The organism is Bacillus sp. AFS037270 (assembly GCF_002585305.1).
In genome coordinates, this window is sequence record NZ_NUNF01000033.1 from 81,038 (window position 1) to 102,761 (window position 21,724).

Sequence of the window (21,724 nt, forward strand, 5' to 3'; positions counted from 1 at the left end):
ACAGGTCAAATAAAATTTTTATTTACTCTTTTGATTCGAATTTCACTTTTATTACGTCTTCTTTTCAGACGATTTACTCGTTCTTTTTCATAAAAATAATGAACAATAAAGTAGGAAATTACACTTAGGATAATACCAAAAATCGTCATTCCTATAAGCGCATGAAACCCGCCGTGGATCAGGCTTACTAAGCTATGGAAATCACCATGAAGGAGTTTTTGAAATGAAAATGTTCCATTGTGACCTAGTTTCACCTTCATTGGAAAGATTAGTTTCCCCAATTTTCTGGCAAATGGCAATAGAATAACTGGCAGCAGGGTGAGTTTTCCAATCACATTACCGATTATTGAAGCTGGTAGTGACCCTTTTGCTAAGCGGACAATGGGTACAAATAATATATAGATAAGGGAGGCAGACGAAATCACTAACATCTCTAGCCCGAATCCAATTGCAAATCCCAATGATACCTTTTTTGCCCCTCCTGGAGAACGGAGAAGTTTTAAAAAGTTTAACTTAAAAGCACGTCCTAGACGTTGAAAGAAATTATGCTTTTTATGTTTTATGCTCATAAGTTAACCCCCCAACCGAATACAATAAATGATTATAAGTTAATTATATTCCAAATAAGCTAAATAAACCAGAAGTACTATACAAGATATTGCTGGTTTTTTGAATATTAATTAAAAATTAATCTAATAAGGGAATGTTTTCCTAAATTAAGTGGAAGCGATACCTTTAATGGTACTTTAATTTTACATAAGATATTCATGTTATCAAATCATGTTCCGTTTTCAGGACTATTAACCCATTAAGAAGGGAGCTTCACGATAAGGAATCCCTTTTCTTATCCTTAAAAATTTCACAAATAGCTCATGTACTAAAAAGGTAAAGTGCTAATATTTATTGTATGATGAAATTAAACCTATATTTTTTTTAAACAAAGGAGTAAAAACACTATGTCACAAACGTTTAATGCCTTGATTGTGGATAAGCAGGATGAAAAATTTTCGGTTGAAGTACAAAATCTATCTTTAACCGATCTGCCTGAAGGCGAAGTCCTCATTCGTGTTCACTATTCAAGCGTCAATTATAAAGATAGCTTAGCCAGCATCCCGAATGGCAACATTGTTACACGCTATCCATTTGTACCGGGAATTGATTTAGCAGGGGTAGTCGTTTCTTCAAGTGACGATCGTTTCCAAGCAGGAGATGAGGTCATCGCTACAAGTTATGAAATCGGAGTTTCCCATTTTGGCGGTTACAGTGAGTACGCGCGGATTCCTGCTAACTGGATTGTTCCACTTCCTAGTGGTTTAACTATGAAAGAAGCAATGATCATTGGTACAGCCGGCTTCACGGCTGCACTCTCCGTGCAACGTTTAGAAGAAAATAACGTTACTCCAGATTCGGGCAAGGTTCTCGTAACGGGTGCTACGGGCGGGGTCGGCAGCTTTGCTGTTTCTATTCTTTCAAAACTTGGCTACCTGGTAGAAGCTAGCACCGGGAAAATTTCAGAGCATGATTACTTGAAAAAGCTTGGTGCGACAGAGGTCATTCCGCGTGAAGAAGTTTATGACGGAAAAATTAGAGCCTTAGGCAAGCAAAAATGGTTCGCCGCAGTCGATCCGGTCGGTGGTGAGCCGCTTGCGTCGTTATTAAGTCAAATTCAATACGGCGGTTCCGTGGCGGCAAGTGGCTTAACAGCAGGGACTAAGCTTCCCACAACCGTGTTCCCGTTCATTCTAAGAGGAGTTAATTTACTAGGCATAGACTCGGTCTACTGTCCAATGGAGACGCGATTAAAAATCTGGGATCGTCTCGCTTCAGATTTTAAACCAGCAAACCTAGAAGAGCTCATCCAGTCAGAGGTTACACTTGAGCAGCTTCCTGAGGTGCTTCCCACTCTCTTAAAGGGTCAGGCACGGGGGAGAATGATTGTGAGTTTAATTTAGTATTGTGTATTTCGCTGCAAAAAATTGAAAAATCGCCGAAAAAGGTGTCGAATCGCTGATATATCCTAAAAAAACACCGATAAGGTGAATTTCCTAAAACAAAACATAAAGAAAGACTGCTCTTTTTCGAAAAGAAGCAGTCTTTCTTTCATTATTTAACGATATTTAGCCAGAATATGATTTTCTATAGGTAGATGTAATTCCTCAATCCCCTCAATCACCAATTTAGCAATATGTTCTGCCCCATATTCCTGAAAATGGGTTGGATCCTTAACTCCTTGAGGGTAATTCGGATATTGGCCGGCTTTTAGCCATAAAAATAATTTCTTTGTATCATCGGTCCCTAGCTGTTGGTATAATCTTCTACTTTTTGCCGCTAAATCAATCACAGGGACGTTTTCCTCTTTTGCAAGAGCCTTCATGGCTTCCGGATAACGGCCGTGAGTATCCAATGCCCTGCCATCGTTTGAAAAACTCATCCGTTGAACAGGTGTGACCAGAATGGGAAATGCCCCTTTTTTCCGTGCCCCATCAATATACTGTTTTAAATAAATTTTATAGGTTGTATTTGGATTTGTGTAGAGATTTGGATAACTAACTTTTTCATCATTGTGGCCAAACTGTATAAACAGATAATCACCCTTTTGAATACTGTTCAAAATCCATTCTAATCTACCCTCATGGATGAAGCTTTTCGAACTTCTTCCCCGTTTTGCGAAATTTCGGACTGTTACCTGTTGGTCAAGCATGGTTGGAAGCACCTGACCCCAGCCTGTACGCGGAAATAGTGAACTTGGATAATCGGATACCGTTGAATCCCCAGCAAGATAGATGGTGACAGGTTTTGGTGCTTGCTCTGCCATCGCGGGCTTTGGTGCCGCTTCTGATCTATTATTAACCATGTAAGCGGCAAAACCCGCTAGGATGACGAGAACTGAGATAAATGTAAGCTTCATGCCAAACCTTTTTTTCAACTTCTTTCCCCCTATAAAAAAACCGCTCATTAAAAATATTGTTCTTGTAACATTCCCAATCAATCCATTTTTACACCTTTTTCAGGTTTCTGTACAGCAATTTAATTCTTTTTACATAAGTTTTTCAGTTCTAATGAACAAAAGCGCAAGCGCCTNNTGGCTTATGACCTCGAGGGGCTAGGCGCTGAAGCTGGACGTGTCTATACCTGTAAAAAGTTATCCACAAGTAGTAAATCTATAATTTCCTGGGCCAATAAAAAAGAGAGGCAGAATTCCTGCCTCTCAATTACATTATTCGTGGAAATTAGTACCATCGGTTGTTGCTTTCACGATACCCGCACGAATCACAAAGTCACCGAAGTGCTCGTCTTCCTGTCTTTCTTTCGCGTAGCGAGGAAGAATTACACGCAGCTCTTTTAGAATTTCTTCTTCGCCGATATTTTCACGGTACATTTTACTTAGACGTGAACCGTCATGTGCTGCACCTAGATACATATTGTATTTTCCAACCGCTTTACCGATAAAACCGATTTCTCCAAGGGCGTGTCTTGCACAACCGTTTGGACAGCCTGTCATCCGGATGGTAATTTCTTTATCACGTAAGCCGCTCTCATCAACGATCTCTTCAATTTTTGTAATCAGAGAAGGTAAATAGCGCTCTGCTTCTGCCATCGCTAATCCGCATGTAGGAAGAGCGACACAAGCCATTGAACTGCGGCGGAGAGCAGAATAATGCTTGCCGTCTGTTAAACCATATTCTTCAATCAATTCATTGATCTTCTTCTTTTTCTGGCTAGAAACATTGGCAATAATTACGTTTTGGTTACCGGTCAAGTGGAAATCACCAGTATGAACCTTGGCGATCTCGCGCAAGCCGGTCTTTAATTTATAATCTGGGTAGTCAGCTACACGGCCGTTTTCAATAAATAGAGTAAAGTTCCATTTCCCTTGAACACCTTTTACCCAGCCATAACGGTCGCCGTTAGAATCAAATTTAAATGGCTTCGCTTCTTCCAGGCTCCAGCCAAGACGGTTTTCAAGTTCAGCCTTGACGTTTTCCAGACCAAGTCTGTCAACTGTGTACTTAAAGCGCGCATTTTTACGAACGGAACGGTTACCGTAATCACGTTGGATTGTAATTGTCTTTTCAGCCACTTCATAAAGTTGGTGCGGCTTAACGAAGCCAATCACTTTTGCAAGCTGTGGATATGTTGCGGTATCACCGTGTGACATCCCCATACCTCCGCCAATACCTACGTTAAAGCCGATTAGTTTGCCATCTTCGACAATCGCAATGAAGGCAAGGTCTTGTGAAAAGACATCGATGTCATTGGAAGGCGGAACAGCGATACCAATTTTGAACTTACGAGGCAGGTAAGTTGGACCATACATTGGTTCCACTTCTTCGAATTCAGGAGTGCCGGCCACTTTTTCTTCATCCAGCCATACTTCATAATAAGCTCTTGTTTTTGGAAGAAGATCATCACTTAATTTTTTAGACCATTCATACACTTCAGCATGAATCTCCGATTGATATGGATTCGAAGCACACATTACGTTACGGTTTACATCACCGCAGGCTGCGATGGTATCCATAAGTGCAGAATTAATTTCCTGAATGGTGCTTTTCATATTCCATTTTAGAATGCCGTGCATTTGCCATGTCTCACGTGTGGTCAGCTTTAAAGTGCCGTTACCATATTTGTCAGCAAGTTCATCCATAACAAGCCACTGGCTCGGTGCTGCCACTCCCCCTGGAAGGCGGACACGAAGCATGAATTGATAAGCTGGTTCGAGTTTTTGCTTGGCACGCTCGTTGCGAAGATCGCGGTCGTCCTGCAAGTAGCTGCCATGGTGTTTCATTAGACGGTTATCGTCGTCTGGAATACCGGCGCTGATTCGATCCTGCATAACTTCTTTCAACGTACCGCGCAGATAGTTGCTTCGTACTTTTATATCCTCAACATCACTTGGTGGTCCATCTGGTGCTTTTAAAATTTGATTAACCATGTTGAATTAAAACTCCTTCCCCTTAAAATCAATATACATCCCGCTGGTAACGTTTTTGCTGCTGCATGTCGGCTAAGTATGCCTCTGCTTGTTCGCGGCTCATGCTGCCTTCTTTTTCAATGATGTCGATAAGTGTTTGATGAACATCATGTGCCATGTGCTTCTCATCACCACAAATGTATACGACCGCACCGTCTTGAAGCCATTGGAATAATTCCTTGCTTTGTTCTTGCATGCGGTGCTGTACATAAACCTTTTGGTCAGTGTCTCTTGAAAAGGCTACATCTAGTTTCGTTAATGTACCGTTTTGCAGCCACTTTTGCCATTCAACTTGGTAAAGGAAGTCAGTCACGAAATGCTGATCACCGAAGAACAGCCATGATTTTCCTTCTGCCCCAGTTTCTTCTCGTTCCTGCATGAAGGAACGGAACGGCGCAACACCCGTACCAGGTCCAACCATAATAATCGGTGTTTCTGGGTTTTGTGGCAGTTTATAGTTTTCGTTTTGCTGGACGTATACATTGAGGATATCCCCAGGATTAATACGGTCAGCTACTAATGTCGAACAAACCCCATTCCGGCTGCGTCCATGTGCATCGTAGCGAACAGCGCCAATCGTCAAATGAACTTCATCAGGATTAGCTGCTAAGCTTGAAGCAATTGAATAAAGACGGCTTGGTATTTTTCTTAAGATAGAGACGAACTCCTGTGCTGTTACGTTCCAAGGCGTGTAGTCACGAACTAAATCAATTAAGTCACGTCCATGAATATAAGCTTTTACCTCTTCTTCTTTACCAGGTGCAAGAAGATCCTGTAACTCTTTATTTCCTGTCAGGTCTGCTGCTTTTTGAAGAAATGGCTTTGTTAGAACGCTAATTTCATAATAAGAAACAAGCGCATCTCGTAAGGTACGAACGTCTCCCTGTTTCATTGTTACTTTTTCATCAGGGTTCATATTTAATTCCTTGATTAATAGATCCACTAACTCTGGATCGTTGTCTGGATAAATTCCAAGAGCGTCTCCCGGCTCGAATGTTAGGCCAGAACCTTCAAGTGAAATCTCAAGGTGATGTGTTTCTTTATTTGAGCCTCTGCCGTTCAGGTTGATATTTTCAAGAACTTCTGCTTTAAATGGGTTCGTTCTTGAGTAAACCGATTCGACTGCTGGGTTTACTGTCGTTTGAGCTTGTGCTTGAGTCACTCCAGCGGCCTCACCTAAACTTGCAAGAACTCCTTCAAGCCATTCTGCAGCAGGTTCATCAAAGTCAACATCACAATCAAAACGTGGATATAGACGTGTTCCTCCCAGTTCTTCAAGCCGACCATCGAAGTCTTTTCCTGTTTGGCAGAAAAATTCATAGGAGCTGTCGCCAAGTGCTAAAACAGAGAAATGTAAGTCTTCTAGTTTTGGTGCTCTTTTGCTATATAAGAACTCATGGAAGCTAATCGCATTATCAGGCGGATCCCCTTCTCCATGAGTGCTCGCAATGATTAGAAGATTTTGAAGCTTCTTAAGATTGTTTGGTTTAAAATCGCTCATGGCGCTGACGGTTACTTGGTATCCGTTTGCTTCAAGAGTTTGTGCTGATTTTTTTGCTAAACCTCGTGCGTTCCCAGTTTGAGAACCGTAAAGGATGGTTACCTCTTTAGAGATTTTTTGATTTTCAGCTGGAAGTTGTGCTAATTGGGCTGATGCGGTTCCCAATTGGGAGCCGGCAAGATAGCCGCTTAGCCAAACTTTTTGTGTTTCTGACAAGGTTGGCAGGAGTCTGTTTAGAAGCTCCACCTGCTCCTCTGTAAACGGGCTGTTCAATACCTGAAGTTGCAACTATACCACCTCACATGGAATAAAAAATTATTATTTTAGAAAATTATTGAGAAAAGTCTCTCTAATAATCTAGCATGCCATTTTTTTATGATTCAGACAACTATTAATCTAAAAAATACACTGAATTTTTAATATTAATTATCGTTCATTCAATTTTTTTGAGGATACGGGCATAAAAACGGTTAGACAACTAGCTTTCCGTTGCCCGCTCAACCACAATATCCTCAATTACCCGATGGCTGCTCAAAATACCTGTATGATAAATTTCACGGCCCAGCTTCGACCACTTGCGGATCTCTGCCGTTACCTCCGCAATCAGGAGCCCAGTGAATAATAAATAAGGAATCACAATCACCTTACCCTCAGCATCATTCAGCACCGCCGCTAACCCCTCTTGCAGGCGAGGTTCCGCTGCCGCCAAATAACATACCGAAACGCCTGTAATACCAAGCCGTTCCTTCACGCCATCTGCAATTAAGCCGAAATCTGCCAGAGTAGCAGGATCACTGCTCCCCCTTCCGACAATCAACACTCGATCCTGAAACCCGACTGGACCTGCGGTCACTCGAACTAGTTCAGCCACTGCATCCAGAATCTTACTTTGAACACCGAAAGGATCCTTTACATTGATCGAAATATTCGGGTAAGCCGAGCTTAACACCTTAAGCACATTTGGAATATCCTGCTTTATATGCCCTGCAGCCAATAAAAACAGGGGAACAACCGTTACTTCCGTTGCGCCTTTCTCTACACACCGCCTAAAACCTTCTTCAATCGACGGCTCTGTTAACTCTAGAAAACTAATTTCTTGCAGCGCCACATCCACGCGCTCACTTACTCTTGCAAAAAAGGCCCTTGCCTCGTCTGCTCCTTTTTTCGAGCGTGTACCATGACCAATGTATAAAATGGCTTTCATCTTCATCCCCTCCAAACACTACCCATGAACAACCGGCAGTTTAGGAACAATTTCCTCTTGAAACCAGTTTAACCGATTATGAAGCTTTACAACCTCGCCAATCACAATCATGCTTGGATTTGAGATTGCAGCTTCCTTCACAAGATCCTCGATGGTTTCAAGCGTTCCAACAACCGTTTGCTGATCACTTAGCGTCCCCCAATGTACAAGCGCAATTGGAGTATCGGGTGATTTGCCGGCTGAGATTAACTGCTCCGTTATGGTCGGAAGATGAGATACACCCATATAAATACAAAGCGTATCCACTCCATTAGCCAAATGATACCATTGATGTTCCGCTGCAACATTACCAGCGGCCTGATGTCCCGTGATAAAAGCAAAACTTTTGCTCAAACTGCGATGGGTGACTGGAATTCCGGCATAAGCGGATGCGGCGATCCCGGAAGTAATCCCGGGAACCACTTCAAACGGAACATCGTGCTTCACACATTCTTCCGCTTCCTCGCCGCCGCGTCCAAATACAAATGGATCGCCGCCTTTTAACCTCACAACCTGATAGCCTTTTTTCGCGTATTTAACTAAAAAATGGTTAATGGTTTCTTGCTTCATTGTATGGTAGTTGGGGAGCTTTCCGCAGTAAACAAGCTGCGCCCCTTCTTTTGCAAACTCAAGTAGTTCAGGATTTACGAGCCGATCATAGAGGATGACATCGGCTTCCTGCAGGCATCGTAATCCTTTGACCGTTATTAAATCTGGATCTCCTGGACCCGCACCCACTAAATAAACCTTGCCAGCCATGGCTGTTCATCCTTTCCCTAACTAGATAATGTTCTTACTTTGCAAGTATTGAAAAATCTGCTCGACTGCTTCACCCACTGAAAATTTGTCAGAGCGTATAGTGATTTCTGGACGCTCGGGTGCTTCATATGGAGAATCAATTCCTGTAAAATCTTTAATTTCGCCGCGGCGAGCTTTTTCATAAAGCTTTTTTGGATCACGAGCTTCACATTGTTCTATTGGGCAGTCAATGTATACTTCAACAAACTCGCCCTCTTCAAACAATGCACGAACCTGATCACGGTCGGAGCGGAATGGAGAAATAAACGCCGTTGTGACAACTGCACCGCTGTCGACAAATAATTTTGCCACTTCTCCAATTCGGCGGATATTTTCTGTTCTGTCATAATCTGAAAAGCCTAAGTCCTTGTTTAAACCATGACGGATATTATCACCATCTAGGACATATTCATTAATTCCCTGACGATATAATTCACTTGAAACGGCATTAGCAATCGTTGATTTACCAGAACCGGAAAGGCCAGTAAACCAAAGAACACAGCTTCCATGACCATTTTGAGCGCGGCGGTCTGCTTTCGAAACCGTTGCAGAGTGCCATGTAATATTCGTTGCTTTAGTCATTGTTGTTTATCCTCCTTAGACCGTTGCGGCTTCTTCTTTCATACCTTCGATTAATACTTCCACTACTTCTTTACGGCTGAATGTAGCAGGAGGAAGGACACCGGCGCGAAGCATTTCCCTAACTTTAGTACCAGAAAGGATCACGCGGTCTTCTTTGCTGTGCGGGCAAGTTTTATCAGATGCCATACCCTCACACTTTGTGCAATAGAAGCTGTGTTCAAAGAACATTGGTTTAATGCCAAGTTCGCCTTCAGCGAAATTGCTGAAAATGTACTGTGCATCATATGTTCCGTAATAGTTGCCTACACCAGCATGGTCGCGGCCAACGATGAAGTGCGTGCAGCCAAAGTTTTTACGGGCAATCGCATGGAAAATCGCTTCTCTTGGTCCGGCATAACGCATTGCTGCTGGATATACACCAAGTTGTACACGTTCAGCAGGATAGTAATTATCTAGTAATACACGGTAGCTTTTTAAACGAACTTCTGCTGAAATATCGTCTGATTTTGTTTCCCCTACAAGCGGGCTTACGAATAGTCCATCAACTGTTTCTAAGGCAGCTTTTTGGATGTACTCATGTGCACGGTGGATTGGATTTCTGGTTTGGAAGCCAACGATTGTTTTCCAGCCTTTTGCTTCGAACATCGCACGTGTTTCTTTTGGCTCATACCAAACATCCGCGAATACGCCTTTATCAGATTTTTTAACAAGTGTAATATCCCCTGCTACATAAACAGGTCCTCTTTCATATAAACGTTTAACGCCTGGATGGGCGACTTCGTCTGTTTTGTAAACTTCAATTGCTTCTTTATCTAAATCTGGCTCATACCATTCAGATACTTTGATTACACCATAAACCTCGTTTTGAAAAACTAACTTGATTTCTTCTCCTACTTTGAGTGTTGCAGCCGTTTCATAGGAAACAGGCAATGTAACTGGAATGGACCAGATGGTATTGTCTGCCAAACGCATGTTAGAAACAACATTTTCGTAGTCGGCTTTTCCAAGGAACCCTGTTAGAGGGCTGAATAGTCCTACACCAATCAACTCTAGATCACTCAATGCAATGGCATCAATCTCAAGTTCTTTCTCGATGTTTGTTAAATCATAAGTTGGGTCGAATGCTTGAATTAGTTTTCCTCCGTGAGGTGCTGGTAAAAATGACACTTTCAATCAAGTCCTTTCTTTTTTGAGAAGTTATATATCAATAAAAATATGAAACTAGCAGATTTAATCTTTCGCAATCTCCTGGTGTACCGTAATACTTGGTTTTTGTCTTTTCATTAAGGACATTACACCAAAGACGGATATTAACACCCCGGCCATTGCGATGATAGGGTAAAAATTATGTTCAATAATCATTTGGATTAATGTATATGATAATACCATGGATAAAACCGGTGATACAATCCAAACTGTAAGAAGTTGTACGACGATATCTTTTTTTAAAACAGATTTGCCATTTTTAGCAAATCCAATCCCGATAATCGAGGATGTGGTAATTTGTGTCAACGGAACTGGAATTCCAAAAACAGAAGCAATCGTTACAATCGTTGCACCTGTTCCTGAGATCACGCAGCCCTCTTCTAACCGCAGTGCCGTAATTTTCTTCCCATTCGTCTCAAGGACGCGATGACCGAGGATGAGTGCCCCGCCGGCTACGAATAAACCGCCCCACAAGATCCCATCTTCGGTAGAAATTATTTGGGCCCCGACCAGAGGACCTACGGCATTGGCCACATTGTTCATTCCAGCTGAAAAGGCTTCGAACAATCCCATAAAAACGACTAATACAGAAAGAAAAGGGACTGCCTTCGGTGCTTCCATCCATTTTTTCAAGTGTTTATTTTTTAATAGATACGTAACCGAGATCGCAATGATAAAGGCAACAAATGGCGTCAGCAGCCAGAATAGCAAAATCCAAACTAATTTGCTGACAAACACGGATTGATAAACAATCCCTGCACCAATCACAGCACCTACCGCTACTTCACTCGTTGAAAGCGGAATTCCGAAGATATTCGCTAGGAACAATGACAGTGCCGCAGAAGTTAAAACAATTAAGGCAACCGGGACCGTAAACGTGCTGCTTGGGACAATCCCGCTTCCCAGCGTTTTCACAACTTCTCCGCCGCCAAGCCATGCTCCAAAGAAAACGGTGATACTGCATAACAGCAAGGCCAGCCTTTTTTTTACGACACCTGCTCCGTAGGCAATCCCCATCGAAGCTGCTGCCCCGCTGGCACCTATATTAATGGCGAAAAACAAACCAATCATCATGGCAATAATTGTGAGCAAATAAAATACCCTCCTTTAATCCCGCATTACGGACTTTTAACCCCCGCCTTTAAAATAATGATGGATTAAGAGCCCGAAGAGGTGGGCACTGCCCATCAATACCGGAATGGTTCAAAATCCACAGTGGGGATTTCCACGGTGGTGATGCTCTGGCTTAACGGGTATGTAAGCCGCATTCTGTCTTGCCGCTGCCTGACCAGCGTCCTGCGCGTGAATCCCCGCCATCTCCAACCGGCTTTGTGCAAGGGAAACAGCCAATACTAGGGTAATTTTGGTCATGTAAGGTGTTGTATGGAAGATCCTTACTCTTGATGTAATCCCAAACCTCATCCCAAGTCCAATGGATTAATGGGCAAACTTTAATATTTTCGAATTTTTCATCCTTATTAAGGAATTCAGTGTTGGCTCTTGTTGGTGACTGTTCCCGGCGCAGTCCTGAGATCCACGCTTGTTTAGCAGTCAATGTCTCCCTTAGTGGGATTACCTTACGAATGTTGCAGCACTGATTGGCATCTCTAAGCCATAAAGCTGAGCCATATTGTGCTGCTTGTTCATCAAGACTTACTTTCGGTTGTTTTCGCTCAATCCGCAGTGTTGGGAAGCGGGCTTCGATTTTGTCGATTACCTCGTAGGTTTCAGGAAAATGGAGCCCTGTGTCTAAAAATACGATATGGGCATCAGGCTTTACCTGATGAATGAGGTCAATCAACACAATCGCTTCTGCACCAAAACTTGATGCATATACGATTTCTTCATCGGGATAGTTGTTATAGGCCCATTCTAATACCGCACGTGCCCCTTTTGTTTCATCATCAAAAGAAAATGTGTCTGAAATTTGTTGCCAATTTTGATACGTTATTGCAGCCGTCATTCTACATGCCTCCTTTTTTCATAAAAAAACGTCTTCCTGGATGGTTGACGTGTGGTCAGCCTCCAGTGTTCTGGTCAGCGGATTTTATTTTGTTTAAGACGAACCTTTTCATTTTTTTCTATTTGTACAATCTTGCCATCCTGAACTACTAGTGTAATCGAGCCAAATTTTAAAGAAACCAACATGTTCTCTAAATGAGTAATTAGTTCTTCCCTTTCAGCACTGTTCAGCTTGATTCGCCTCCTTTTTACAAAAAACGCCTTCCCCATTTTAGGAAAGGCGTTACTAAACCAGTAAACACCTTATCTACCAAAATGAAAAACATTTTGCTGGAATTGGCACCTTGCTTGGCAGGTTGCCGGGCTTCATCGGGCCAGTCCCTAAGCCTCTCTAGATAAGAATTTTATTTGATGGAATTAATCCTACCATACCAATAGGATTTATGTAAATAAAAAAATACAAAATTTAAAAAATTCTTAGTCTCCCCTCTCTTTCGTTGTGAACTTTTAGCAAAATTTTTTGTGAAACCAATGCCCTTTTTTGAATTTTTGCATTTACTGTAATGTGAAGGAGGATGATAGATGTGACGGAATTGAATTTTCATCATATTGCCCATGAACTGTTAAAAAAAGAAGTAGAAGTGGTGACCCTTCAAGGGAACTTTGTTGGCAGACTTCTCGATGTTGGCCGCGATGTCATTGTATTGGAATCGAGAGGCAGGGTTCGCCCACGTGTTTTAGCGATCAGAATTGAAACCATCGTGGCGATTTTCCGGGTAGAAAATATTGGACCTAGAGGACCATTTGGATTTGGTCCAGGGGAAGTTGAACATTCACCAGGACACGAGGAAAGCAGCAGTAGCAGCAGTCATTAAGGACGAAAAAGGAGAAAGCAATTTATTGCTTTCTCTTTCTTACCTAATTGGGGAGGTCCATTGATTGTTAAGCTGGATAAACTCTATTCTTTAAAGTTAATTCAAAGATATTTTTTTAGATTAAGGATCTTGCATTATCGACCCGGCATGAATTTCGGATGATTTAAAACTCTTCAATAATTTCTTAATAAAAGTTTATATCACTTCCTAAATTGGGAAATACTAGCCACGAGGTGATAAAGTGGATGATAAATTAAGACTCACATCTTCCGAGATCGGAACATTATGGGCAGAGTATGTTAACGGCACCATGACAGATGTGGTAAATCGATATATGGTAACTATTATTGATGACGAGGCTATTAAAGCTATTTTTCAGGATGCAATTAAGACGTTCGAAAAGCAAAAGCAACAAATCGTCATTTTTATGGAAAGCGAAGGATTTCCAATCCCAAATGGATTTACTGAATCAGACCTATATAAATGCAAGCAGAGATTGTTCACCGATATTTTTTGTCTAAATTATTTACATATTATGTCATTACATGGCCTACTAGGGCACACCACTTCAATAGGGGTATCAGTTAGAAAAGACTTAAGGGATTTTTACGATTCATGCGATAACGATGCAAAAAGAATGTATCACCAAACCATTGAATTATTGCTTGAAAAAGGAAATTTTCAAAGAGATCCTTTATTTTATCCAGCAAAAACCCCAGAATATGTTTCCAGCAAAGATTTCATAGATGGCTTTTTCGGAAAGGGTAGAAAATTAGCAGCGACAGAAATGATCAGTATTTCTATCAACATTAAAAAGAGCATAATGGCTAAAACTCTTTCTATTGCATTTAGTCAGGTCGCTCAATCAAAAGAAATAAGAAAATTTTTGACTAAATCCGAAAAAACGGCTGATCAACAAATAAAAGTCTTAACAAAATTAATGCAAGCCGATAACTTACCAGTTCCGAAATCTTGGGAAACAGAAGTCACAACTTCAACAGAATCCCCTTTTTCTGATAAGTTAATGCTTTATCATACGGGATTCTTATTTCAAGCTGCACAAAACTATCATGGCGCAGGTCTAGCTTCAGCCATGCGGACAGACCTTGTCACCGCTTATGAGGGTACCATTCTAGAAAATCTAATAATAACAAAAAAATGGTTTGATTTGATGGTAGAAAATAAGTGGCTAGAACAACCGCCTCTTGCTCCTAATAGACAAGAAATTGCCAAAGAAATGTAGTGAATAGATTGTTTCCTTTTTGAATGGTTTTGTGGTGCATTGCCCTAACTGTTTGTCCAATTATTAAAAAAACCATCCTAATTTTATATAAAGAGGATGGTTTTTTGATGTATATCCATAAAAAAAGGAATTGTCTACTTAACCTCAATTGCAAATAGGTACATTGGGATAATGTCTGCATTATTCAAATCAAGGTGTCATCTCATTACCCTTTTACGTATCAACGTGATAAAATATTGAATTGAAAGATGCGAATTACATAAATTTCGAGTTTCCTTAATGAAAGGACGAGATTAAATTTTTATAGACAGAAGGGTTTTTTCTTGATTAAATCATCAATGAATTCAGACAATAAATTACTTCGTTTTTCGGTTACCTTGATTACTGCTTTTCTGGGTGGACTATTGTTCACCGTCTTGCATACACCGATTCCTTGGCTGCTCGGACCGATGGCAGCTGTATTGATCGGCGCCAGGTTTGGAAAAATTGCCTTTTTCTGGCCGGTAGGAATTCGTGATACGGGCTTAATTATCGTTGGTTATTCGATTGGCTTATCGTTTACAAAAGACGCGCTCTTACAGATTATCGCGAAACTCCCTTCGATGCTGCTCATGACAACTTTATTAGTCTGCTTCTGCGCTGGAATTGCTTGGGTTGTTTCTAAACTGACTGGGGTCGATTATCCAACGGTCCTGACAGGAAGTATTCCTGGCGGGCTTTCGCAGATGATTATTTTTGCGGAAGAAATGAAAGGAATCGACATTACCACTGTTACTTTCCTGCAAGTAGCTCGATTGATGATGATTATCTTTGTCGTCCCCTTTTTGATTTTGGGTCCGTTGTTTTATCATTCGGGCAGCGGTGCCGCAGCGGATGTCGTCGATAAGGCAATGCAAACCTCAGGGCCGGTTTTTCCTAATTTGTTTTTGTTAGCAATGATCTGTATTTTGTGTGCATTCCTGGCTCGGAAGCTTAAATTTCCTACTCCCAACTTATTAGGACCTATCCTCGGAACAGCGATTGCCGGTATTTCCGGGCTGCATGGACCTGTTTTGCCGCCATCTGTATTGGATGTTTCGCAGTTTATGATTGGCTCCTATATTGGTTTATTGTTGAAACCGGAGAAACTCGAGCATAAAGCAAAAGTCATTAGCCTTGCATTTTTAAGTGGTCTATTTATGATTGTCGGGGCTGTCTTATTAGGAATGCTGCTTATATATTTTTACCATATTACACCGTCCACTAGTTTATTAAGCCTGGCTCCTGGAGGAATGGATCAGATGGCCATTCTCGCCCATGAAGTGAACGCCGATTTATCCATGGTTACAGGCTATCAATTATTCCGGCTCTTTTTCATTTATTTTGTCGTTCCACCCATGCTGCGGCTGTTTTTTAAGGTTGGATCTGGAAAGATAAAAAAGAAGACTGCATAGTTTCTATTAAAATTAGACTCTAGAAGATGGAATTACTACTGGAATTGTATTTGATAATGTATAACCAATTTGATTGGTTATTGACTACCTTGTTGATTCATTTTTTTGGCTAACTGTCATCGATAAGCACTATTGATTACCTTATCCTGCTTTTATTCATAAAAAAGCAATGCGGCAATGAAGTGCACCCCAAAAGTTAGAGTGAAAATCTAACTTTCGGGGGTCACCTCACAATTTCACCTCCGCATTGCTTATTACCCTATCATTTTGGATAAAGGATTTCATCGATAATCCCGTACGCTTTTGCTTCCTCAGCACTCATAAAATAATCCCGATCCGTATCTTTGGCCACTTTTTCAACCGGTTGTCCTGTTCGCTCTGCAATAATTTGATTAATATGTTCTCTAAGTTTTAGGATACGCCGGGCCGAGATTTCAATCTCTGTTGCTTGCCCTCTAGCCCCGCCCAATGGCTGATGGATCATGATTTCACTATTCGGTAGTGCACACCTCTTCCCTTTTGTTCCGGCCAGGAGCAACATGGCGCCGAAAGAAGCGGCCATACCGGTACAAATTGTACGAACGTCAGGTTTAATTATTTGCATGGTATCGTAGATCGCAAATCCCGCTGTAGTCGAGCCTCCTGGGCTGTTTATATAGAGAGAAATTTCTTTATCCGGGTTATCCGCTGCTAAAAATAATAATTGTGCCACGACGCTATTGGCGGTATGATCATTGATTTCCTCCCCGATGATGATAATTCTGTCCTTTAACAGACGGGAATAAATATCATAAGAACGCTCACCGCGATTGGATTGTTCAATTACATATGGAATCGTACTCATTTTTTTCCTCCTTGAAGCGATTTATTAGGCTATGCAGCCATACAGAGAGTGCTAGAAGGAGCTTGATTTTTATAAGATGATTTTGCATTTGCATAGAAACTTGTTACATTGCTTATGGCCTTGATTGAAGGAATGGCTTCAATCAGCACAGATGGGTCCTGTTCTTTCAAGGCCTCATAAAAAATTTCAGTGAGCTCCTCTTTTTCTTCTTCATCCCAAAATGATTCAACTGAGAAGGCTTCCCCTTCTTCAATTGTTTTTTCCAGCCGTTTTTTTCCACGATGAAGACTGGCCTTTACAGCCATTTCGGTTGTGCCTAATATCTCAGCAATTTCCTTTAGCTGATACTGAAATGCCTCTTTTAGCAAAAAGATGACGGCCTGCTTAGGGGTAAATTTACGAATCAGCATTTCAACTGCATTACGGACTTCATCGAGTTGTTTCGTTGATTCTTGACTAGAAAAGTCTAGTTCAGCCTCTAACGTTTCATGTTTTCTTTTTCGAAGTTGATCAATCCAATGATGATACGCAATTTTGTTTAATAAAGCCGGACTTATCTTGTGCTGATGATACCTTAAAGCCTTTAGATAGGTCTCCTGGGCGATGTCATCTCCATCCCATTCATTCTGGGCTAGAAAACGGCAATAGCGCTGTAGCTTAGGATAATATTCAGTCCAGTGGTTCTCTTCCTCTTTTGAACCCATGGTCCTGAATGGGTTAAGCTTAACTGACATGTTTTTCACTCCTTATGCACTCTCTGCTATATAAACGTTTCAAGAAGGATGATAAGATACGGGTCAAATTCATTTTTTTATTTTATTATATGTTAATTTTCGAAGGATCACATAAATCGATGGATGGAGATCTGCTTTTCTTTAATTTGCTGATACACTTTTGTCACGTATTCTTCTCTGGCTGCTTCTTCTAGAGTGATTTTACGTTTATTGAAGGAAATGGTAAAGAATAAGAGATTAATGGTCATTTTATTCCCCTCTTTCTCTCTGCGCTCATTTTTCTTTATAACGTTTGTTTGAGCTATTTAAGATACGGGGTAATAGCCCAAATTTATTTGGGATGATTATCAACTTTACATAATATTATTATGTAGTTTGTAAAAAATATGTAAATAAAAAACTATTAAGTTAATAAGGCTTGTAATAGGCGGCAAGACATCCTACAATGGTTGTAGCATCGTTTGATAAAAAATGTGATGATTTTGATGAAAAATAACCATGGATTATTTTTATCAGCCTGATATAATGCAAATTATACAATACATGTTAAAGGTGGGCATTATGGAGAACACAAGTCGATATGTTGTCAACGCACTTGGAAAAGGTGGGGAAACATATTATACTCTTTGTAAAGATAAACAAGAATTACAGACATGGATCCACAACAATCGTGAAAAATTAGTTATGGATGAACTCATCATTAAGGATAAAAAACAAAGTTTATTCTCCAAATGGTTCGGCCTAAAAAAACTATATTAACCACAGACGCCATTCTCTCGCATGAATGGCGTTTTGCTTTTGATAACTTAATAATTTAACAGTAAAATAACTGCATATAAATAAATATGGTATTATTTTCTAAATAGGAGGTGTTCGTTTTGACGAATGAATTGGTGGAGAAAGAAGGACAATCGAAGACCGTGAACAATACGAATAATATTAGGGTCCATAATCGCTTTAGTTTAACGGTTCATTTTGGTGATTCCTTGAACTTATTAGCTTTGCTAGCAGGTGTATACATAATAAGAAGTGTTGCGAAGAAAAGAAAGCAAAAAAAGAAAGCAGAGAAAATGTAATGGCGGTTGTCTCGCCATTGCATTTTTTTGCTTTTAGTCTTCCAATTCCCTGATCCTCTTACGCAGCTCAATCATCACCGCTTTTGGGTTTTCCAGTTCAAATATGACATATTTATATTTTCCAGCTCCCTCGATTTCCAAGTGCAATAAGGGTACATTGTGTTCGAATGAAAGGAAATACCACTCGTTACCAAATTTAAAGCTACCTTCGTAAATATGGAGTGGTGCAATCGAGGTGCCGGGCATCTTGAGCATCCACATCGGCGGTTCAAATTCATCTAGATACACCTTTTTTATAGCCTTATAGGGAATTTTCAACTGCCATTTCAGCGCAAAAATACTTTCAACACCATTTAATCTAAGTACGAACTCTTCCTCATCAAAGTGGACTTTCCTTGTCATAATGGTCCCCTCACTTACGGTTTTGATTCATACCTTCTTCCTCTATTTTAACACTTACAGAATTAGGAAACTAGATCAATAAAAAAATGGTGTCAGGCACCATTTGACATGTTCCCATCATAAGAACAATACAAAATTAGTTAATGGTGCCTGACACCAAGGCGTTAAATTTTTTCTTTTGGATTTGGATGAGTCTGATGGAGAGGGCAATTCCTGCTGCGAGCAGCCCTATGGTAAGTCCAATCCAGTACCCTCTTGCTCCCAGGCTTGTGAAATTGGCCAGGAGATAGCCTGTTGGCAGGCAGATAAGCCAATAAGCGACAAGTGTCATGATAAAGGCAATATTTACGTCTTTATAGCCCCTTAATGCAGCTTGCGCGGTTGCCTGGATGGCATCCGAAATTTGGAAAAACAGGGCAAAGATTAAGAAGTTCGCCGTTAAGTTAATAACTGCTGCTTCAGTAGAATAAAGCCCGGCAACCTGATAACGAAATGCGACGACAACCAACCCCGTCCCAATGGCAATTAGCACTGCTGTCCCAATACCTAACCAACTGTACTGTTTGGCATCCTTATATCTTCGCGCTCCTACTTCAAAACCGACAAGCACGGTTAGCGCTGTTGAAATACTAATCGGAATCATATAAATGAATGAGACGACATTAAGAGCCGACTGATATGCTGCAATCGTCGTTACATTAAACTTACTCAATAAGATGGTTACGATGGCAAACACGGTGGTCTCGAAGAAAACGGACAGTCCCATCGGCACACCAATTTTTAAGATTTCCTTACACTGTTCCCATGAAAACTCTTTTAAATTTGAAAAGATTTGGAAAGAAGAAAAAGGGTCTTTACTTTTTACGATATATATCGTCATCCCCAGAAATATCCAATCGGTAATAGCTGTCGCATAGCCTGCCCCTGCACCGCCAAGCTCTGGGAATCCAAACTTCCCAAAGATAAGAACGTAATTCAATATTAAATTGATCGGCAATGATAACAGCATGATGACCATAATAACACGTGTTTTTCCTAAGGCATAAATAAAGGATCTTAGTACATTAAAAAGAAAAAGTGGGAGCATTCCATAACTAAGTCCAACTAAATAATCAAAGGCTGTATCATGTACTGTTGGTGCAAGCTCCATAAAATTTAAAATGGGATTTAACAAAAAAGTTCCAAGAAGGATGACAACGACTGTAATTAATACTGATAGATACATCCCGTGTTTGACTACAGTAGCTACTTCATCATTCTTTTTTTCTCCAAAGCGCTGGGCAGCAATCGGCGACACAGCAAGAAAAATCCCGCTAATTCCGGTAAAGATTGGACTCCATATCGACGTGCCAATAGCCACTCCTGCTAAATCAGAACTACTATATCTTCCTGACATGATCGTATTAAAAAATACCATTGAAAACATGCCAAGTTGGGTAATTAAAATCGGCACAAGCAAAACAAAAATTTGCTTTGTCTTTTCTTTAAGTGTAAAGGTTTGATTCATACTATTTATGTACTCCTATAAAAAAATAAAAATCCGAAATTTCATTATACCCTACTATGGGCTAATTTTCCGCAAAAAGAATTAGTTTAGGATATAAAAAATAGAACTTCATTCGAAGTTCTATTTCTTCACGATTTTGGATGGGTTATTGATTTTATATAACACCGCTGTATCCACCACAAATTCCTCCGGGGCATCTTTACCTTTCCCCATTTTCTTAGCGGCCACTTTTCCATCGAATTCAAGTACATCCCCAGCTGCCAATTCAAACTTTTTCAATGTCTTACTATGACTGCACCAGGCTAGTCCTAATTCAATTGGATTTTCTAGAACAATTTCGACATTTTCCAAAACAACCACTTCGTCATTTTCTTCATTAAAAGGATTATAGACAAGCGCAAACTGTTTAACTTTAGCGGTAAAATGTACTTTATCGGCAGGGAGTTCAATTTTTGGAGCTTTTTCTTTCTTTGGTTTAGGTTCCTTGGCTGGTTTCGCTGCCTTTTCCTTCTTGGGAGCTTCTACAGGTGAGACTGTTTCGGTTTGCTGTGTGGCCTCTGCTGATTTAGGCACTGTTCCTTCATCCGAATTATCCTTGTCTTCAAGGTTAATTAAACTCTCCTTGCCGAAGCTGGACGACTGCATTTCTTTTAAAAAAGCAGGATGAATACAGGTCAAATTGCCATCTTGAAATTCAATCACAAGTGTGTTAAATTCTCCGGTATTCCCATAGGTCTCATAGCCTTTAATTGTTACAAGACGCTGATAGTTGCCTTCTTTGTACCAAAACTCCTTTTTCGCCGTTGGCAGGCCCCATTCCTTAAGCTTTTCCTTATAATGATCATCATCTCGAAATGGTTCATAATCCCCTTTGGGCGGAATATATTTAGTTAAATCGGACTGTTCTAATTGTGAACGCAGAATGGCCATACTGACAATTCCCTCCATTATTTATGTATGTTCTTTGATTATAACATTTATTTTAGAAAAGAATAATTTGACCACTCTAACACTGATCGATCAATCGGCATAAAAAAAAGACTCCGCAAGAGAGTCTTTTTTCATTTGGCTTAAAACTATATTTTACGAACGTTAGAAGCTTGTGGTCCACGTTGACCTTGTTCAACGTCGAAAGAAACTGCTTGACCTTCGTCTAAAGATTTGAAGCCTTCGCCTTGGATTGCAGAGAAGTGAACGAATACGTCGTCTCCAGCTTCGCGCTCGATAAATCCAAATCCTTTTTCTGCGTTAAACCATTTTACTTTACCTTGTTCCATGTGTGGTTCCTCCTGCTGTGTGCTTTGCACACAATTTGTTACTATCCTTGCTCAAATCTTCAAGAC

Annotated in this window: 24 protein-coding genes and 1 riboswitch; of the genes, 6 read left to right on the forward strand and 18 right to left on the reverse strand. The window is 40.6% G+C overall.

The window, feature by feature from the left end; translation table 11 throughout:
• Positions 1-5 precede the first annotated feature (5 nt).
• Complete coding sequence (locus tag COD92_RS17140; protein WP_098527568.1) at positions 6-569, reverse strand: DUF2062 domain-containing protein; 564 nt, start codon at positions 567-569, stop codon at positions 6-8.
• 387 nt (positions 570-956) lie between these two features.
• Here COD92_RS17140 and COD92_RS17145 point away from each other — a divergent pair, with 387 nt between their 5' ends.
• Positions 957-1,952: an NADPH:quinone oxidoreductase family protein gene (locus COD92_RS17145; protein ID WP_098527567.1), complete on the forward strand. Its 996-nt coding sequence runs from the start codon at positions 957-959 to the stop codon at positions 1,950-1,952.
• Between the two features lie 155 nt (positions 1,953-2,107).
• Here COD92_RS17145 and COD92_RS17150 read toward each other — a convergent pair whose 3' ends face one another.
• The 10 genes from COD92_RS17150 to COD92_RS17195 form a co-directional block, all read right to left on the reverse strand.
• A complete protein-coding gene (locus tag COD92_RS17150; RefSeq protein WP_218011255.1) occupies positions 2,108-2,815 on the reverse strand; it encodes a rhamnogalacturonan acetylesterase in 708 nt (235 codons plus the stop codon).
• A 402-nt stretch (positions 2,816-3,217) separates the two neighbouring features.
• Positions 3,218-4,936: an assimilatory sulfite reductase (NADPH) hemoprotein subunit gene (gene cysI, locus COD92_RS17155; protein ID WP_098527566.1), complete on the reverse strand. Its 1,719-nt coding sequence runs from the start codon at positions 4,934-4,936 to the stop codon at positions 3,218-3,220.
• Between the two features lie 28 nt (positions 4,937-4,964).
• On the reverse strand, positions 4,965-6,764 hold the full coding sequence (locus COD92_RS17160; RefSeq protein WP_098527565.1) for an assimilatory sulfite reductase (NADPH) flavoprotein subunit: 1,800 nt from the start codon (positions 6,762-6,764) through the stop codon (positions 4,965-4,967).
• A 190-nt stretch (positions 6,765-6,954) separates the two neighbouring features.
• Positions 6,955-7,680, reverse strand: coding sequence for a sirohydrochlorin chelatase (locus tag COD92_RS17165; protein WP_098527564.1), 726 nt, complete (start codon positions 7,678-7,680; stop codon positions 6,955-6,957).
• An 18-nt stretch (positions 7,681-7,698) separates the two neighbouring features.
• The gene (gene cobA, locus COD92_RS17170; RefSeq protein WP_098527563.1) at positions 7,699-8,478 is read right to left on the reverse strand and encodes a uroporphyrinogen-III C-methyltransferase; all 780 of its coding nucleotides are present in this window, start codon (positions 8,476-8,478) and stop codon (positions 7,699-7,701) included.
• Positions 8,479-8,499: 21 nt separating this feature from the next.
• On the reverse strand, positions 8,500-9,099 hold the full coding sequence (cysC, locus tag COD92_RS17175) for an adenylyl-sulfate kinase (protein WP_098527562.1): 600 nt from the start codon (positions 9,097-9,099) through the stop codon (positions 8,500-8,502).
• A 15-nt stretch (positions 9,100-9,114) separates the two neighbouring features.
• Complete coding sequence (gene sat / locus COD92_RS17180; protein ID WP_098527642.1) at positions 9,115-10,266, reverse strand: sulfate adenylyltransferase; 1,152 nt, start codon at positions 10,264-10,266, stop codon at positions 9,115-9,117.
• A 63-nt stretch (positions 10,267-10,329) separates the two neighbouring features.
• Complete coding sequence (locus tag COD92_RS17185) at positions 10,330-11,397, reverse strand: sulfate permease (RefSeq protein ID WP_098527561.1); 1,068 nt, start codon at positions 11,395-11,397, stop codon at positions 10,330-10,332.
• 154 nt (positions 11,398-11,551) lie between these two features.
• Positions 11,552-12,268 carry a phosphoadenylyl-sulfate reductase gene (locus COD92_RS17190; protein WP_098527560.1) on the reverse strand — a complete coding sequence of 239 codons (717 nt, stop codon included), beginning with the start codon at positions 12,266-12,268 and terminating at the stop codon, positions 11,552-11,554.
• Between the two features lie 74 nt (positions 12,269-12,342).
• Entirely contained in the window at positions 12,343-12,498 is a 156-nt protein-coding gene (locus COD92_RS17195; protein WP_480254348.1) for a YezD family protein, read from the reverse strand.
• 69 nt (positions 12,499-12,567) lie between these two features.
• Positions 12,568-12,669, reverse strand: a riboswitch (SAM riboswitch).
• Positions 12,670-12,851: 182 nt separating this feature from the next.
• Here COD92_RS17195 and COD92_RS17200 point away from each other — a divergent pair.
• The 3 genes from COD92_RS17200 (at position 12,852) to COD92_RS17210 (ending at position 15,818) form a co-directional block, all read left to right on the forward strand.
• The gene (locus tag COD92_RS17200) at positions 12,852-13,142 is read left to right on the forward strand and encodes a DUF2642 domain-containing protein (RefSeq protein ID WP_098527558.1); all 291 of its coding nucleotides are present in this window, start codon (positions 12,852-12,854) and stop codon (positions 13,140-13,142) included.
• 241 nt (positions 13,143-13,383) lie between these two features.
• Entirely contained in the window at positions 13,384-14,385 is a 1,002-nt protein-coding gene (locus COD92_RS17205; protein ID WP_098527557.1) for a DUF3231 family protein, read from the forward strand.
• A gap of 323 nt (positions 14,386-14,708) precedes the next feature.
• Entirely contained in the window at positions 14,709-15,818 is a 1,110-nt protein-coding gene (locus tag COD92_RS17210) for an AbrB family transcriptional regulator (RefSeq protein WP_255286515.1), read from the forward strand.
• Positions 15,819-16,080: 262 nt separating this feature from the next.
• On the opposite strand, the gene clpP is transcribed toward COD92_RS17210, so the two are convergent.
• The 3 genes from clpP to COD92_RS17225 all read right to left on the reverse strand — a co-directional run bounded on the left by clpP (position 16,081) and on the right by COD92_RS17225 (position 17,644).
• Positions 16,081-16,662, reverse strand: a complete 582-nt coding sequence (clpP, locus tag COD92_RS17215) for an ATP-dependent Clp endopeptidase proteolytic subunit ClpP (protein WP_098527556.1) — start codon at positions 16,660-16,662, stop codon at positions 16,081-16,083.
• Positions 16,663-16,691: 29 nt separating this feature from the next.
• Positions 16,692-17,396, reverse strand: coding sequence for a sigma-70 family RNA polymerase sigma factor (locus COD92_RS17220; RefSeq protein ID WP_098527555.1), 705 nt, complete (start codon positions 17,394-17,396; stop codon positions 16,692-16,694).
• Between the two features lie 107 nt (positions 17,397-17,503).
• Positions 17,504-17,644 carry a YrzI family small protein gene (locus tag COD92_RS17225; RefSeq protein WP_098527554.1) on the reverse strand — a complete coding sequence of 47 codons (141 nt, stop codon included), beginning with the start codon at positions 17,642-17,644 and terminating at the stop codon, positions 17,504-17,506.
• A 313-nt stretch (positions 17,645-17,957) separates the two neighbouring features.
• Between COD92_RS17225 and COD92_RS17230 the strand changes: the two genes are divergently transcribed.
• Together COD92_RS17230 and COD92_RS17235 are read left to right on the forward strand one after the other, a co-directional pair.
• Positions 17,958-18,155: a hypothetical protein gene (locus COD92_RS17230; RefSeq protein WP_098527553.1), complete on the forward strand. Its 198-nt coding sequence runs from the start codon at positions 17,958-17,960 to the stop codon at positions 18,153-18,155.
• 119 nt (positions 18,156-18,274) lie between these two features.
• Entirely contained in the window at positions 18,275-18,472 is a 198-nt protein-coding gene (locus COD92_RS17235) for a hypothetical protein (protein ID WP_098527552.1), read from the forward strand.
• A 33-nt stretch (positions 18,473-18,505) separates the two neighbouring features.
• On the opposite strand, the gene COD92_RS17240 is transcribed toward COD92_RS17235, so the two are convergent.
• From COD92_RS17240 to COD92_RS17255, 4 genes are all read right to left on the reverse strand, one after another.
• The gene (locus tag COD92_RS17240) at positions 18,506-18,874 is read right to left on the reverse strand and encodes a hypothetical protein (protein WP_098527551.1); all 369 of its coding nucleotides are present in this window, start codon (positions 18,872-18,874) and stop codon (positions 18,506-18,508) included.
• Between the two features lie 136 nt (positions 18,875-19,010).
• Positions 19,011-20,381 (reverse strand): MATE family efflux transporter, encoded by a 1,371-nt coding sequence (locus COD92_RS17245; protein ID WP_098527550.1) that lies wholly within the window; start codon positions 20,379-20,381, stop codon positions 19,011-19,013.
• Between the two features lie 120 nt (positions 20,382-20,501).
• Positions 20,502-21,311 (reverse strand): hypothetical protein, encoded by an 810-nt coding sequence (locus tag COD92_RS17250; RefSeq protein WP_098527549.1) that lies wholly within the window; start codon positions 21,309-21,311, stop codon positions 20,502-20,504.
• Positions 21,312-21,457: 146 nt separating this feature from the next.
• Positions 21,458-21,658 carry a cold-shock protein gene (locus tag COD92_RS17255; RefSeq protein WP_098527548.1) on the reverse strand — a complete coding sequence of 67 codons (201 nt, stop codon included), beginning with the start codon at positions 21,656-21,658 and terminating at the stop codon, positions 21,458-21,460.
• Positions 21,659-21,724: the final 66 nt, after the last annotated feature.